Here is a 14267-nt window from a genome sequence, read left to right on the forward strand (position 1 = left end):
TACGCCCGTGGCCCGTCGTGGTGCGGTCGGCCCCGCCGTGGAGGGCGGGTGATCGACCGGTGGCGGAAACCTACGAGCGGGAGCGACCGGAAGACCATCCGGGTGCCGCACATACGGACACCTATTTATCTCGACGCGGGTCGCGGGGGCCGGGGGAGCGGTGCGCGCCGCCCGGGACGGCCCCGGAGGGTTGATTGCGTATCCGTGGAACCGGCCCTCCGGATGTTCGGGAGCGCGCGCGGGACCCTAGGTTCGGGTGCCGGTCGACCGGACTCGCGGCCCCGTGCGAAACCCGCGCGGGACCGGTCCAGCCTCGGTCGGCCGGCATTGTGCACGGGCGTGCGGAACGAGCTGTGCGCGCCGCCCTCGGGCAGTCCCGGCCGGATGGCATCGCGCCCCGCTTTCCCGCGGTCGGCCGGGCGTGCTCCGCGGCGCGCCCGTCGCCGAAGGCTCTTCCGCGCGCCCGGGCACTCGTTCCCTGGAATACCGGACCGAACGCGAGCGACCCCTCGCGAATCCGGCCGCCCGCCGCCGACGATTTCGCGTCGCGCGGCTTTTTCCGTTTCGTACGGGGAGAGACGGTGAGAATCCCGCTCCGGTGCCCGTGTGCTGCCGTTGCCTCCTTGATACGGTTCCGGAATCGACTCGCGCGGACCGGTGGTCCGGGAACGGGAGCGGAATGCGTCGCGCGGAATTCCCGCCCCGGTCGGATCCGGGCCGGTCCTGACCGTCCGGAAGAACTCCGTGTCGCCGGAAGAAATCCGGTCCGCCCGGAAGAACGCCGGTCCGCCATGAAGGACTGCGGTCCGCTCGTAAGAACTCCGGTCCGCCCGGAAGAAGGAGAGCGAGGATGACGGCGTGAACGAGGCGCGTGGTTCCGCTCTGCGGCCCCTGGCCCGGGTCCTCGCCGACGGGCGTGCCGAACCGGTGCTGCTGTTCGTCGAGGGCGCCGCCGGCACCGGCAAGAGCCATCTGCTCCAGGAACTCGCCGACCTGCCCGGGACGGCGGAGACGGTCCGCGTGCGGTGGCGGTGCGGGACCGACGGCGGGCCGCCGGACGAGGACGCGCACCGGCGGGTGCCGACCCTGTGGCTGGTGGACGACGTGCACCGGGCGGACGAGGACGAGCTGCGGCGGCTGCGCCGGGTCCTGGAGTGCCTGGGGCCGGGCTCGGCGGCGGCCGTGGCCTACCGCCCCGAGGAACTCCCCGTGTCCGGACTGCCGTTGGGCGCCCCGCCGGTGGCGTACCCGCCCCGCCTTGCGGTGCTCCGGCACCGGCCGGAGCCCTGGGACGAGGAACGCGTCCGCCGGGCCGCCGCGGAGGCGCTGGGCGGGAACTGCACGCCCGAGGCGGTGCGCAGGCTGCGCGAACTCACCGGCGGGGTGCCCCGGGTGGTCGTCGACCTCCTCGCCGTACTGGGGGAACGGCATCCGCCCTTCGCCGGTACGGCCACGGAGGTGGAGGCGGCCGGGGTGCCGGCCCGGCTCGCGGAGCTGGTGCTGAGCCGTACGCACGCGCTGTCCCCGGCCCACCGGCCGGTGGTCTGGGCGGCCGCCGTCCTCGACGGGCCCGCCGGCCGCGACGAGCTGATCGCGGTCTCGGGGCTCGGAACCGCGATGGGAGGCGACGCGCTGCTGCGGGCCCTGGAGGTCGCGGCCCTGGCCGAGCTCGCCGAGGGCCGCTACGGCTTCGCCGTCCCGCTGGCCGCACCGGCCGTCCGCGCCTGCGTGCCCGGCCCCGTCCGCCAGGACCTGCACGGGCGGGCGGCGGACGCGCTGGGCCGCAGACAGCCCGTGCCCTGGGACGCCGTGGCCGAGCACCGCAGGGCGGCCGGCGACACCCGCAGATGGCTCGGGGCGGTGGAGCGGGCGGCCGAGTCGGCGGCGGCGTCCGGCCGGCACGAGCAGGCCGTCGCGCTCCTCGAACGGACGCTGGCCACCCCCGGCCTGCCCCCGCGGAGCCGGGCCCGCCTCGCACCGCTCCTCGCCCGCAGCGCGGTGACCGGGCTGCGCTCGGACCGGACCGTGGAGGTCCTCGCGCAGATCGTGCGGGACGCCTCCCTCCCCCCGGCCGTGCGCGGAGAGCTGCGGCTCGACCTGGGGCTGATGCTGTGCAACCAGATGGGCCGGTTCCCCGAGGGCTGGCGGGTCCTGGAGACCGCCGCCGCCGAACTGCGCGAGGTCCGGCCCGGCCTGGCCGCGCGGGCCATGGCGGCCCTCCTCACCCCCTACTGGCCGGGCCACTCCATCGACGTCCACCGGGGCTGGCTGGCCGAGGCCGTGGCCGCCGCGGACGCCAGCGGGGACGACGCCATGCGCACGGCGGTCCTGGCCAACCGGATCGGGCTCGCCATGAGCTGCGCCGACCCGGAGGCGTGGGACCTGGTGAAGGAACTGCCCGTGGAGGGCGCCGATCCCGCGTGCGCCCGGCAGGCGGCACGCGGCCTGTGCAACGCCGCGGACTCCGCGGTCTGGCTCGGCTTCCACAAACGGGCCGAAGACCTCATGACAGAAGGGCGCGACCTGTCCGCGCAAAGCGGCGCGCCCTACACCGAACAAGGCGTACTGGGAACGCGGTTGATCCAGGAGTGGTGGACCGGGCAGTGGCCGGGCCTGGCCGAGAAGTGCGAGGACTTCATCGCCGCAACCGCCGACATGCCGTACCTCGCCTCCGACGCCTACCTCGTCCGCGGCCTGCTCGCCCTTGCCCAGGGCGACTGGGGAGAAGTCCTGACCTGGCTGTCGCAGCGGGGGACGTTCGGGACGGAGAAGCTGCCCGTGCCGCTGGGCGCGACGGCGGCCGGCGCCATGATCCGCCTCGCCCTGGCCCGCCAGGAGGTGGAGGCCGCGGCCGAGCAGGCGCGCGCCGCCTGGGCGGTGGTGGCCGCGAAGGGCGTGTGGCCGTGGGCCGCGGAACTCGCGCCGTGGGCCGTGGAGGCGCTGGCGCGCGCGGGTGACGGGGCCGCGGCGCACACCGTGGTCCGGGACTTCTCCCGGGGCCTCGGCCGGGGCGACGCGCCCGCCGCCGGGGCCGCGCTGATCTGGAGCAGGGCCGTACTCGCCGAGACGGAGGCGCCGGACCGGGAGGGGCGGGCCGGGCTGCTGCGGGCCGCGGAGCTCTACCGGGAGGCCTCGGCGGCCTACGCGGAGCTGCCCCGCCCCTACACCCGCGCGCTGACCGCGGAGGGCGCCGCGCGCTGCGTGCTCGCGGCGGACACCGAGGTGGAGGCCGGGCCGGACACCGGGGCGGACACCGGGGCGGACGAAGGACCGGCCGCCCTGTCGGCGATCGCCGAACTGGAATCCTGCGCCCGGAGCTTCACCGAGCTGGGGGCCGTCTGGGACGCGGCGCGGGCCAGGGCCCTGCTGCGCACCCGCCTGCCGGCGAAGAAGGGCCGGCCGCCCGGGCGCCCCTCGCACGCCGACGAGCTGTCCCCCCGCGAGACGGAGGTGGCCCAGCTCGCGGTCTCCGGCCTGACCAACCGGGAGATCGCCGCGACCCTCCACCTCTCCCCCCGGACGGTGGAGCAGCACATCGCCCGCGCCATGCGCAAGACCGGGGCGCTCTCCCGCCGCGACCTCGCCCACCGGCTGGGACGCACCCCCTAGGGGATGCGTCCCGGCGGGGGCAGGAGGGGCCCGCGGTCCCGGAACGTTCCGTCGTGGGCCCAGGCATCCACGGTCGCGGCCGTCCAGTCGAACACCCAGCCGGGGCGCAGCCCGCGCGCTCCCCAGCCGTCCGGACGCCGACGGGGCAGCGGGAAGCCCGCCCTCTGCGCGGCGGCCGCCGTGTCGCAGGTCTCGCGCGCGATGCGGAGGGCGTCCGACCAGGTGTCGGCCGGGCCGGTGAAGACGTGCAGCCCGCACTGCTCGGGCCGTACGGAGTTCTTTATGGGGACATTGACCTGGAAGTAGACCTTGGTCATGGTGCCGTCTCCTCGGTTCCGCGCTTTCCCGTGCGGCGGACCGGACCCCTCGGGGTCCTTTCGACTTCCTGTCCGCTCGGCCGCCGGCCGGACCCCGTCAACCTACGAACCGGCCCGGGCCCTGAATATCCGGAAACGGCGAATCACCTATACGTATCCCGTACGTATCACGCGCATCCCGTCCCGTACGTATCCCGTCGTCGTACGGAGCGGCCGACGTCCCGGCATATGCCGGTCGGATTCCGGCGAGGTGATCTCCGGTCGGCAGAGGCGATGTCCGGCCGAACAGAGTCGCTCTCCGGTCGAAGAGAGGCGCCCTCCGGTCAACAGGAGATCCTCGAATTCTGTTAAAAACTGCCCGACGCACGTGCCTTGAAGTTCATCGGATCGCTGAGCAATAGTTCGGGCCACGGCGAGTTTTCCACTCCCCGTCAGGCAGGAACCGCCCTTCGCCGGTGCGCTTTTGGCGCATTCCGGCGATACACCCCCCATCGGGTTCCTGGCTGTCATCCGGAAGGAATCAACGTGCGTCACTCTCGTAAGTACCGCCTGGCCGCGCTCGGCGTCGCGCTCTCGGCCTCGACGGCCCTGGGGATCCAGACCGCGGCGCAGGCGCAGGGCACGGAGCCCGCCCCCCGCTACCAGCCCGAGATGGTCGAGGCGTTGGCCGCCTCGCTCGGCGTGAGCGAGAAGGCCGCGACCGACCGCCTGGACCGGCAGGACGCCCAGCAGACCAGGCTCGCCCAGTTGGTGAAGAGCGGGATATCCGGCGACGGCGCCTTCTTCGACGCCTCCGGCACGCTGACCGTCAACGCCGGCGACACGGCGGAGGAGGCCAGGATCGAGAAGGCCGGCCTCGCCGCCCGGGTGCCCGCCCGCGGTCAGGCCGAGCTCGACGGGATCAAGGCCGAACTCGACGCCCTCGCCGCGAAGAAGGTCCCCTCCGGAGTCGTCGGATGGTCCGTGGACCTGGCCTCCGACAAGGTGACCGTCAAGGTCAACAACGAGCGGGGCGCCGCCGCCAGAGCGTTCCTCGCCGCGGCCGCGAAGCACGGCTCCGCCGTCGAGATCGTGCGGGGCCAGCAGGAGTTCGCGCCCCAGGCCGCGATCTACCCCGGCAGCAAGATGACGTTCAACAACACCAGCAACTACTGTTCCGTCGGCTACGGCGCCCGCGACAGCTCCGGCAAGCAGTACCTGGTGACCGCCGGGCACTGCGTCACCAACACCCTGCGCTACGACGGGACGGCCTTCGCCCAGGGTCACAAGACCCGCTACGCGCTCGGCACCCGCAGCGTCGACATGGGCATCCTGACCGTCAACTCCGGTCACTCGATCGTCACCAGCGTCGGCACCTGGGGCCAGGGCAGCACCGGCACGGTCGCCGTCAAGGGCGGCAGCCGGGCCTCGTCCGGCGCCGCGATCTGCAAGTCCGGCGCCACCACCGGCTGGACCTGCGGCACGATCGGCTCCTACAACAACACCGTCACCTACAAGGACCTGAACGGCGGCCCCGACACGGTCGTCACCGGCCTGGCCACCTCCAGCGTCTGCACCGAGGGCGGCGACAGCGGCGGCGCGTACATCTCCGGCAACCAGGCCCAGGGCATGACCTCCGGCGGCCCGATCGGCCAGGAGTGCACCGGCGGGGTCAACTCCCGCGGCACCTCGCACTTCCAGCCGCTCGACGACGCCCTGCGCTACTACGGGCTGACGCTCAACACCAACTGAACACGTCCGTGACAGGACCGGCGGGGGGTCGCTCGCGCAACGAGGCGAGCGGCCCCCGGCCGCTCGCCGCCGGAGCCCCGCGTCCCGCCCGCCCGCCGTCCCCGCCCGCTGGAAGACGCCATGCCGAACACCCCCCACACCGACGGCACGGACACGATGTTCGCGGCCGTGTTCAGAGAGGCCCTGCGGCGGCGGGGCCTGCCGCTGGACCGCGTGCGCGACCATCTGGAGTCGTGCGGGATCACCCTCAGCCTCGCCACCCTCAGCTACTGGCAGAGCGGCCGCAGCCTGCCGGAGAGGCCCCAGTCCCTGCGCGCCGTCGACGCCCTGGAGCCCTTCCTCGGCCTGCCGCGCGGCGCCCTGCGCTCACTGCTGAGGCGCCGGCCGCGCGGCTGGGTCCCGCAGCACGACCCGGCCGCCGTCCGCGGCGTCTACGGCGAGAACTCCGACCTCGAAAAGGTCCTCGGCGACACCTTCCCGCACTTCAACGCCGGTCTGCGGCGCCTGGTCGTCCACGAGTCGCTGCGCGTGAACGAGCACCGGCTCATCGACGAGATCCGCGTCACCGTCGCGGTCAGGGCCGTCCGCGACGACGCGCGGCACCTGACGGTCATCCACACCCTGGACTCGGCGGAGCCCGACGCGGTCGGTCTCACCGTCCCCCACGGGCCGCCCCCGACCGTCCGGTCGCAGCCGGAACCGAACTGCGTGGTCGCGGAGATCCCGCTCGGCCGCCGACTGGCCAGGAACGAGACCGCCGTCGTCGAGTACACGCTCCGCTCCGCCGCCACCGCGGGCGTCTCCCACCACTACGAACGCCGCGTCACCACCCCCCTGCGGACCTATCTGCTCCAGGTCCGCTTCCACCCCTCGGCGGTGCCGTCGACGTGTTGGCACTACTACCGCGCGCGACTCGGCGCGGAGCCCCGGAACCGGCAGCTCGCGCCGCTGGACGCCTCCCACACGGCGCACCTGCTGCCCATGAAGTGCCCGCCGGGCGCGTACGGCGTCGAATGGCGGTGGGCGGACTGAGGCCCGACGAGACCCCGCGCGGTGGCCGGGACCGTCACCGCAGCGCCTCCGGCGCGATCCCCAGGCACGTCCGCAGCGCCTCCTCGCCCGCCGGGGTCACCTTCACGGCCCGCTCGGACCCGATCCGCACGCACCACCCGGCGTCGAGCGCGTGGCGGCAGAGCGCGGCGCCCGCGACCCCCGCGAGGTGCGGCCGGCGCTCAGTCCAGTCGAGGCAGCCGCGCGCGACGGGCCGCCGCCCCTTCCGCACCAGGGCGATGCCCTGCTCGCCGAACCACGCCAGGCCCCGGTCCGTGAGCGCGAACCCGGTGTCCTGCCGGAGGAGGCCCCGCGCGGTCAGCGCCTCCGCGATCGTGATGCCGAGCCGTCCGGCGAGGTGGTCGTAGCAGGTCCGGCCGCGCGCCATCGCCTCCCCGGCGCTCGCCTCCCGCAGCGAGCGGGGCCGCGCGGGCACCGGGGGACCGGACCGGGCGGCCAGGTCCTCGACGAGGTGCGCGATCCCGGGGTCGGCGAGCCGCACGTACCGGTGCCTGCCCTGCCGCTCCTCCGTGAGCAGTCCGCCCCCGACCAGCTTCCCGAGGTGCTCACTCGCGGTGGACGGCGCCACCCCGGCGTGCCGGGCGAGCTCCCCGGCGGTCCAGGCCCGTCCGTCGAGCAGGGCGAGCAGGAACGCGGCGCGGCTCTCGTCCGCGAAGAGCGCCGCGAGCGCGGCGAGGTCACTGGCCGTCATGTCCCCAGACTGCCGCACTCACCCTTCGGCGCCGGCCGAACCGTCGCGCACACCGCCCCGCCGATCTACCCGGTCCGCCCGTGAGGCGTACTGCGCGGCCAGGCCGTCGAGGAGCGCCCGCAGGCCCGTCTCGAAGGCGCCCTCGTCGACCTGCCGGCGGTGCTCCGCGAGGAGGTGGGCCTGCCCGAGGTGGGGGTACTCGGCGGGGTCGTACGCCGTCTCGTCGTCGACGAACCCGCGGGCGAAGGAGCCGAGGGCCGAGCCGGTGATGAAGTACCGCATCAGGGCGCCGATGTGCGTGGCCTGGGCCGGAGGCCAGCCCGCGCGGACCATCGCGCCGAAGACGGCGTCGGCGACCCGCAGACCGGCCGGCCGGCGGCCCGGCCCCCGGGCGAGGACCGGGACGATGTGCGGGTGGTCGGCGAGGGCGGCGCGGTAGGAGACCGCCCAGTCGTGCAGCGCGGTCCGCCAGTCGCGGGGGTCGTCCTCCGCGAACATCGACAGGTCGATCTTCGCGCTCACCGCGTCCGCCACGGCGTCGAGGATCTCGTCCTTGGTGCGGAAGTGGTTGTAGAGCGAGGGACCGCTCACCCCGAGCTCGGCCGCGAGCCGGCGGGTGGAGAGCGCGGCGAGGCCCTCCGCGTCGACCAGCGCGCCCGCCGTCTCGACGATGCGGTCTCGGCTGAGCAGGGGCTTGCGCGGTCGGGCCATGGCGCACATAGTAGGCCTGCGCTTGTAAAACTAGCAGTGGTAATTAAAGTGACCGCGGTCGGACGGGTGAGGTGGCACGGTGGATCTGGCGCTGAGCGAGGAGCAGGAGGCCGTACGGCGGCTCGCCGAGGACTTCGTCGCACGTGAGGTGAGCCCGCACGCCACCGCGTGGGACCGTGCGGAGGAGGTGGACCGGGGGATCGTGAAGAAGCTCGGCGCCGTCGGCTTCCTCGGTCTCACGATCCCGGAGGAGTACGGCGGTTCGGGCGGCGACCACCTCGCGTACTGCCTGGTGACCGAGGAGCTGGGCCGCGGCGACTCCTCCGTGCGCGGCATCGTCTCCGTCTCGCTCGGCCTGGTCGCCAAGACGATCGCCTCCTGGGGGAGCGAGGAGCAGAAGCGGGCGTGGCTGCCCCGGCTCGCCTCCGGCGAGGCGCTCGGCTGCTTCGGCCTCACCGAGCCGGGCACCGGCTCCGACGCCGGGAACCTGGCCACCCGGGCCGTCCGGGACGGCGACGACTACGTCGTCAGCGGCACCAAGATGTTCATCACCAACGGCACCTGGGCCGACGTGGTGCTGCTCTTCGCCCGGACGAACGACGCCCCCGGGCACAAGGGCGTCTCCGCCTTCCTCGTCCCCGCCGACAGCCCCGGCCTCACCCGCCGCCCCGTCCACGGCAAGCTCGGGCTGCGCGGCCAGGCCACCGCCGAACTGGTCCTGGAGGACGTCCGCGTCCCGGCCGCCGCCATGCTCGGCCCCGAGGGCAAGGGCTTCGCCGTCGCCATGTCCGCCCTCGCCAAGGGGCGCATGTCGGTGGCCGCCGGATGCGTCGGCATCGCCCAGGCGGCCCTCGACGCGGCCCTGCGGTACGCGGGGGAGCGCGAGCAGTTCGGAAAGCCGATCGCCTCGTACCAGCTGGTGCAGGAGCTGATCAGCGACGTCTCCGTCGACGTGGAGGCCGCCCGGCTGCTCACCTGGCGGGTCGCCGACCTGATCGACCGCGGCCGGGACTTCGCCACCGCCGCCTCCCAGGCGAAGCTGTACGCCTCCGAGGCCGCCGTCCGCGCCGCCAACAACGCCCTCCAGGTCTTCGGCGGCTACGGCTACATCGACGAGTACCCGGTCGGCAAGCTGGTCCGTGACGCGCGCGTGATGACCCTGTACGAGGGCACCAGCCAGATCCAGAAGCTGATCATCGGCCGGGCGCTGACGGGGGTCTCGGCCTTCTGAGCCCCTGAGTACGGCGGATGAGGGGAATGAGTACGCGGACGGATGTGGCGGGGACCACATCCGTCCGATGCTGTCCGGCATGAGCGACACACCGGTCAAGCAGCAGAACACCGCCGCCTACTACATGCAGGCCGTCATCTCCTTCGGGATCGCGATCGTGGCCGTGTCCATCGGGGTCTACCAGCTCGACGCCAGCGCCTGGGTGCGCGCCTTCCTCGCGGTCTCGGTCCTCTACCTCACGACCTCGGCCTTCACCCTCGCCAAGGTCGTCCGCGACCGGCAGGAGGCCGGCCAGATCGTCAGCCGCGTCGACCAGGCCCGCCTGGAGAAGCTCCTCGCCGAACACGACCCCTTCCAGAAGCTCTGAACGGGCTCCGCCGCACGGCCGGAAGGGCTTGACAGCCGATCCGGCCGTGAGCGGTGATGGGGCCGGCGAGGGCTTCGAGGGGGACGGTGTGGATCTGGGTTCGGTGATCATCGCGGTGGCCGGCGTGGCCGGCACGCTGGGGGGAACGTTCTTCACCCAGCGGGCCTCCGAGCGCGCGAGGCGGCGGGAGATGGTCCTGCTCCGGGACCAGGAGGAGGTGCGCGAGAACCTCCTCCTCCGGCGCACCTGCTACGTGGAGTTCAACCGGGCGGCGCGCCAGTTCACCACGGCGCTCAACAAGCACCTGCACGTCATGAGGGAGCGAGCCGTCGAGGAGTCGGACACGGAGGCCCTCGAACAGGCGAAGGCGGACCACCGCGACCGGCACTCCGAGGCGCAGATGATCGCCCCCGACGCCGTGCTCGCCCGGATGAGCACGGTCAACCGGGCCCTCAGCGCGGTCTACGGCCAGGTCAAGCGCCTCGAACGGGGAGCACCCGGGCCCGGCGAGATGATGACCACCGCCGCCCGCGACCAGGCGGAGGTCTGGAACCTGCTCCAGGCCATGAGGGCCGCGATGCGCCACGACCTCGGCGTCACCTCCGAGGCTCCCGATCCGCCGGGCGGACCCTAAGCGCTTGCTCACCCTCGTTGTATGGTGGTCCGTGCTGACGGGGATCGAAGAGGAGTGTGGGATGAGCGCGGCGGAGGAGACGCCCGGGGGCGAGGACGTGCCCTGGGGCGAGGTCACGCCCGAGGCGGCGCGGCGGCTGCTGGTGGCCGCCGTCGAGGCGTTCGCCGAGCGCGGCTACCACGCCACCACCACCCGGGACATCGCCGGCCGCGCCGGGATGAGCCCGGCCGCGCTCTACATCCACTACAAGACCAAGGAAGAGCTGCTCCACCGGATCAGCCGGATCGGCCACGACAGGGCCCTGGAGATCCTCCGGGCCGCGGCCGACGGCGGGGGCACGGCGGCCGGGCGGCTCGCCGACGCCGTCCACTCCTTCGTCCGCTGGCACGCCGAGCGCCACACCACCGCCCGCGTCGTCCAGTACGAGCTGGACGCCCTCGGCCCCGAGCACCGCGCCGAGATCGTGGAGCTGCGCCGCGAGTCCGACGCGGCCGTGCGCCGGATCATCGACGAGGGCGTGGCGGCCGGGGAGTTCGACGTCCCCGACGTGCCCGGCACCACGGTCGCCGTGCTGTCCCTCTGCATCGACGTCTCGCGCTGGTTCAACACCCAGGGCCGCCGGACGCCCGACGAGGTCGGCGCGCTCTACGCCGACCTCGTCCTCAGGATGGTCGGCGCTCAGAAGTAGTAGCGGGAGACCGACTCGGCCACGCAGACCGGCTTCTCGGAGCCCTCGCGCTCGACGGTCACCGCCGCCGTCACCTGCACGCCGCCCGCGACCTCCTCGACCTTCGCCAGGACGGCCGTGGCGCGCAGCCGCGAGCCGACCGGCACGGGGGCCGGGAAGCGCACCTTCTCCGTGCCGTAGTTGATGCCCATCCGCACGCCCTCGACCGCCAGGATCTGCGGGACGAACACGGGCAGCAGCGACAGCGTCAGATAGCCGTGCGCGATGGTGGTGCCGAACGGCCCGGCGGCGGCGCGCTCCGGATCGACGTGGATCCACTGGTGGTCGCCGGTGGCCTCCGCGAAGAGGTCGATCCGCTTCTGGTCGACCTCCAGCCAGTCGCTGTGCCCCAGCTGCTCGCCGACCCCCGCGCGCAGCTCCTCGGCGGAGGTGAAGATCCTCGGCTCGGCCATGTCCCTGCTCCCTCTCGTCATGCCGTCCCCGGGCGCCCCGCACGCTCCGGTCGCGCTGTCCAAGCGCTTGCTCAGCATTGTGGTGCGGGCGGACCGCTGTCAACGCCCCACCTGACGCCGGGACGGTTCCCGTAGGGTCGCGGGGTGCCGCAGATTCCAGAGAAGATCCACGAGCTCACCGTCGGCCAGCTCTCCGCCCGCAGCGGGGCCGCCGTCTCCGCGCTGCACTTCTACGAGGCCAAGGGGCTCATCAGCAGCCGCCGCACCGGCGGGAACCAGCGCCGCTACGGCCGCGACACCCTCCGCCGGGTCGCCTTCGTCCGGGCCGCGCAGCGGGTCGGGATCCCCCTGGCCACCATCCGCGAGGCGCTCGCCCGGCTCCCCGAGGAGCGCACGCCCACCAACGAGGACTGGGCCCGCCTCTCGGCGGCCTGGCGCACCGAACTCGACGAGCGCATCAAGCAGCTCGGCCGCCTGCGCGACCACCTGACGGACTGCATCGGCTGCGGCTGTCTCTCCCTGGAGACCTGCGTCCTGTCCAACCCCGACGACGTCTTCGGCGAGCGGATGGCGGGCTCCCGCCTCCTCCCGGTGCGCCGCCCGGCCCCGGAGGGCGACGGGGCGTAGGGGGCCGTACGGCGGATGCGCGCGCCCACCGCGCGCCCACGCGTGCCCACCGTGCGAAGCCACCCGGGCATCCGGGGCGTCCGCCCCGCGCGGGGACGGGTCCGCCCGGACGCGTGTACGGGGCGCCGCGGGGCCCTTCCGGCCCCGGCGCCCCGAGCAGTCACGCGGCCGACGCCAGCCGTCGGCTCCCGTCGGACCGGGCCCGGGCCAGGACGCCCGAGGTCAGCACCGCGCGCGGGACGCCCACGCCGCAGTCGGCGCACACCGGGCCGTGCCACGGCTCGTACCGGTCGCCGGGGGCCGCCCACTCGATCCTGGGCCCCGCGCACACCGGGCACGCCTCGCCCGGGCCGCGCTCCAGGGCCGTGATCAGCCGCCGCAGCACCTCCGGCAGCGGGTCCGACGGATGCAGCCCGGGATCGCCGCACCGGACCACGCCGTTGCCGCCCCAGACCCGCCGGTGCCAGTCGTCGAGCGCGCCGAGCCGGCGCAGCCCCTCGTGCTTCTCGCGCCGCCGCCGGGCGGCGAACTCCTCCTCGTACGCGAGCCACACGGCCCGCGCCTCCTCCAGTTCGTCGAGCGCCGCCACGAGCCGTCCCGGGTCGAGCTCCCGGTCCTCCGGTCCGAACCTGTGCCTGCGGCACAGATGGTCCCAGGTCGCGCGGTGCCCGTACGGGGCGAACCGCTCCAGACACTTGCGCAGGGAGTACCTGCGCAGCGCCGTGTCACACCCCGGATCGCGCACCTGTCTCGCGAGACTCCGGAAACCGGCCATCTCCCGCCACCTCCGTCGCTGGTCCTTCCGCGGTATCAGAGGGACGAACGGGAAGCCGTCTGTGTTCCATCGAAATGCGGATGGCAGCCATCAGCGGGACGGAAGGGGCCCGTGGGACGGGGCGGAACCACCGCGTCCGGCAGCTCGCCCCGGCTCAGCGGCCCGTCCCCGAGGCCGACACCACCACCCGGGCCAGCTCCGGACGGCAGAGGTCGTCGTGCGAGCGGACCACCTCCGCCGTGTCCACGTTCACGCAGCCCGCCCCCGGCACCCCCGTGCGCAGGACCGCCGCCAGGGTCCGCGCGACCGTCCCCGGCACCGCCCGCACCCCGTCGTGCCCGATCGCGCCCCAGCGCGGATCGTCCGCACCGGCCGGGCCCGGGTCGTCCGAGGGCCGCGACGCCATCGGGTACAGCACCCCGAGCGCCGCGTCGTGCCGCGAGTGGCAGGCCACCAGCGGCCCCCTGATCCGGTGCTGGAGGTCCCGCAGCTCCCCGGCCCGCCCGGGCGCGTGCGGCAGCCGCGCCGCGAACGCGTAGTGCGAGAAGGAGCCCTGGAGGAGCGTCACGGAGGCGACCGGCCGGGCCTCGGCGGGCAGCCCCCGCAGCGCGTGTGCGACGAGCCGGGCGCCCGCGCCGTGTCCGACGAGGTGGACGCGGAGCCCGGGGGCGGCGCGGGCGACCTCGCCGAGCAGCGGCCCGAGCCCCTGCTCCCCGACGTGCCCGGCCCGCCGCCCGAGCACGTGGTACGCGGTCTGCCGCAGCGCCTCCCGGGCCCCCCGCCGGTACCGCTCCGGGCCCTCCGGGAGATCCGGGTCCAGGGCGTCGGCGAACCGGCCGCACACCTCCACCGGGTCCGCGACCAGGAACGCCGGCACCGGCCCCTCGGCGTCCGCCGCGTCCGCCAACTCCCGCAGCAGCGACCCGAACTCCGCGAACTCCGCCTCCTCCGCCGGCCCCGAGGCGAGGAGACCGGTGAGCCGCTCCAGGACCGGTTCCTTCTCCGGGAGGACCGTCGCGAGGGCCCGGTGGTCGCGGCCCGGCTCGCCCGTGCACACCGCCGAGGGCCAGACCACCCCCGCGTACCCGGCCTCGGCCCCCGGGGCGAGCAGCCCGGGGAAGGGGGCGAAGAAGTCCGAGCAGAGCCGGGTCGCGCCGGACGGCGAACCGTTTCGCCCGTGCGCGAGGAGGAACAGGTCCGAGACCCCCTGCCGGGCCAGTGCGGCGAGCGCCGACGCCTGCCCCGGCGGACCGTCGCCGTCCTGGTCGAAGCAGATCTCCCGGTACGGCTCCACACTCATCCCGGCCACGGCACGACCGTCCCTCCGCATCGAGGGGGCCGCGGCACCGAGTGCGCCCCGTGC

At 74.4% G+C, this 14267-nt stretch carries 14 protein-coding genes; 8 read left to right on the plus strand and 6 right to left on the minus strand.

From position 1 onward, the window contains the following. Window positions 1-858: 858 nt before the first annotated feature. Window positions 859-3609 carry a LuxR C-terminal-related transcriptional regulator gene (locus AB0398_RS24450; RefSeq protein WP_366377749.1) on the plus strand — a complete coding sequence of 917 codons (2751 nt, stop codon included), beginning with the start codon at window positions 859-861 and terminating at the stop codon, window positions 3607-3609. Here AB0398_RS24450 and AB0398_RS24455 read toward each other — a convergent pair. Next, window positions 3606-3926, minus strand: coding sequence for a hypothetical protein (locus tag AB0398_RS24455; RefSeq protein ID WP_366377750.1), 321 nt, complete (start codon window positions 3924-3926; stop codon window positions 3606-3608). The two genes, AB0398_RS24450 and AB0398_RS24455, sit on opposite strands and share 4 nt — an antisense overlap. Before the next feature lie 525 nt (window positions 3927-4451). Here AB0398_RS24455 and AB0398_RS24460 point away from each other — a divergent pair. Both AB0398_RS24460 and AB0398_RS24465 read left to right on the plus strand, forming a co-directional pair. Continuing rightward, entirely contained in the window at window positions 4452-5657 is a 1206-nt protein-coding gene (locus AB0398_RS24460) for a S1 family peptidase (protein WP_366377751.1), read from the plus strand. A gap of 120 nt (window positions 5658-5777) precedes the next feature. Then, window positions 5778-6689, plus strand: a complete 912-nt coding sequence (locus AB0398_RS24465; RefSeq protein WP_366377752.1) for a hypothetical protein — start codon at window positions 5778-5780, stop codon at window positions 6687-6689. Window positions 6690-6723: 34 nt separating this feature from the next. Here AB0398_RS24465 and AB0398_RS24470 read toward each other — a convergent pair whose 3' ends face one another. Further along, the gene (locus AB0398_RS24470; RefSeq protein ID WP_366377753.1) at window positions 6724-7419 is read right to left on the minus strand and encodes a helix-turn-helix transcriptional regulator; all 696 of its coding nucleotides are present in this window, start codon (window positions 7417-7419) and stop codon (window positions 6724-6726) included. A gap of 18 nt (window positions 7420-7437) precedes the next feature. Further along, on the minus strand, window positions 7438-8130 hold the full coding sequence (locus AB0398_RS24475; protein ID WP_366377754.1) for a TetR/AcrR family transcriptional regulator: 693 nt from the start codon (window positions 8128-8130) through the stop codon (window positions 7438-7440). Window positions 8131-8209: 79 nt separating this feature from the next. Here AB0398_RS24475 and AB0398_RS24480 point away from each other — a divergent pair, with 79 nt between their 5' ends. The 4 genes from AB0398_RS24480 to AB0398_RS24495 all read left to right on the plus strand — a co-directional run bounded on the left by AB0398_RS24480 (window position 8210) and on the right by AB0398_RS24495 (window position 11050). Then, window positions 8210-9361 carry an acyl-CoA dehydrogenase family protein gene (locus AB0398_RS24480; protein WP_366377755.1) on the plus strand — a complete coding sequence of 384 codons (1152 nt, stop codon included), beginning with the start codon at window positions 8210-8212 and terminating at the stop codon, window positions 9359-9361. A 79-nt stretch (window positions 9362-9440) separates the two neighbouring features. Then, window positions 9441-9728 (plus strand): YiaA/YiaB family inner membrane protein, encoded by a 288-nt coding sequence (locus AB0398_RS24485; RefSeq protein ID WP_366377756.1) that lies wholly within the window; start codon window positions 9441-9443, stop codon window positions 9726-9728. A gap of 46 nt (window positions 9729-9774) precedes the next feature. Further along, window positions 9775-10362 (plus strand): hypothetical protein, encoded by a 588-nt coding sequence (locus AB0398_RS24490; RefSeq protein ID WP_366377757.1) that lies wholly within the window; start codon window positions 9775-9777, stop codon window positions 10360-10362. A gap of 61 nt (window positions 10363-10423) precedes the next feature. Beyond that, complete coding sequence (locus tag AB0398_RS24495) at window positions 10424-11050, plus strand: TetR/AcrR family transcriptional regulator (RefSeq protein WP_366377758.1); 627 nt, start codon at window positions 10424-10426, stop codon at window positions 11048-11050. Here the strand turns inward: AB0398_RS24495 and AB0398_RS24500 are convergent. After that, a complete protein-coding gene (locus AB0398_RS24500; protein WP_366377759.1) occupies window positions 11041-11502 on the minus strand; it encodes a MaoC family dehydratase in 462 nt (153 codons plus the stop codon). The genes AB0398_RS24495 and AB0398_RS24500 overlap by 10 nt on opposite strands. 144 nt (window positions 11503-11646) lie before the next feature. Here AB0398_RS24500 and soxR point away from each other — a divergent pair, with 144 nt between their 5' ends. Beyond that, entirely contained in the window at window positions 11647-12129 is a 483-nt protein-coding gene (gene soxR / locus AB0398_RS24505) for a redox-sensitive transcriptional activator SoxR (protein ID WP_366377760.1), read from the plus strand. Window positions 12130-12289: 160 nt separating this feature from the next. Here the strand turns inward: soxR and AB0398_RS24510 are convergent, their stop codons facing one another. Together AB0398_RS24510 and AB0398_RS24515 are read right to left on the minus strand one after the other, a co-directional pair. Next, window positions 12290-12904, minus strand: a complete 615-nt coding sequence (locus AB0398_RS24510; RefSeq protein WP_366377761.1) for a hypothetical protein — start codon at window positions 12902-12904, stop codon at window positions 12290-12292. Window positions 12905-13058: 154 nt separating this feature from the next. Continuing rightward, on the minus strand, window positions 13059-14204 hold the full coding sequence (locus AB0398_RS24515) for a serine-threonine protein kinase (protein ID WP_366377806.1): 1146 nt from the start codon (window positions 14202-14204) through the stop codon (window positions 13059-13061). Between the last annotated feature and the right edge of the window lie 63 nt (window positions 14205-14267).

The sequence above is a fragment of the Streptomyces sp. NPDC086147 genome (assembly GCF_040702165.1).
GTDB lineage: Bacteria > Actinomycetota > Actinomycetes > Streptomycetales > Streptomycetaceae > Streptomyces.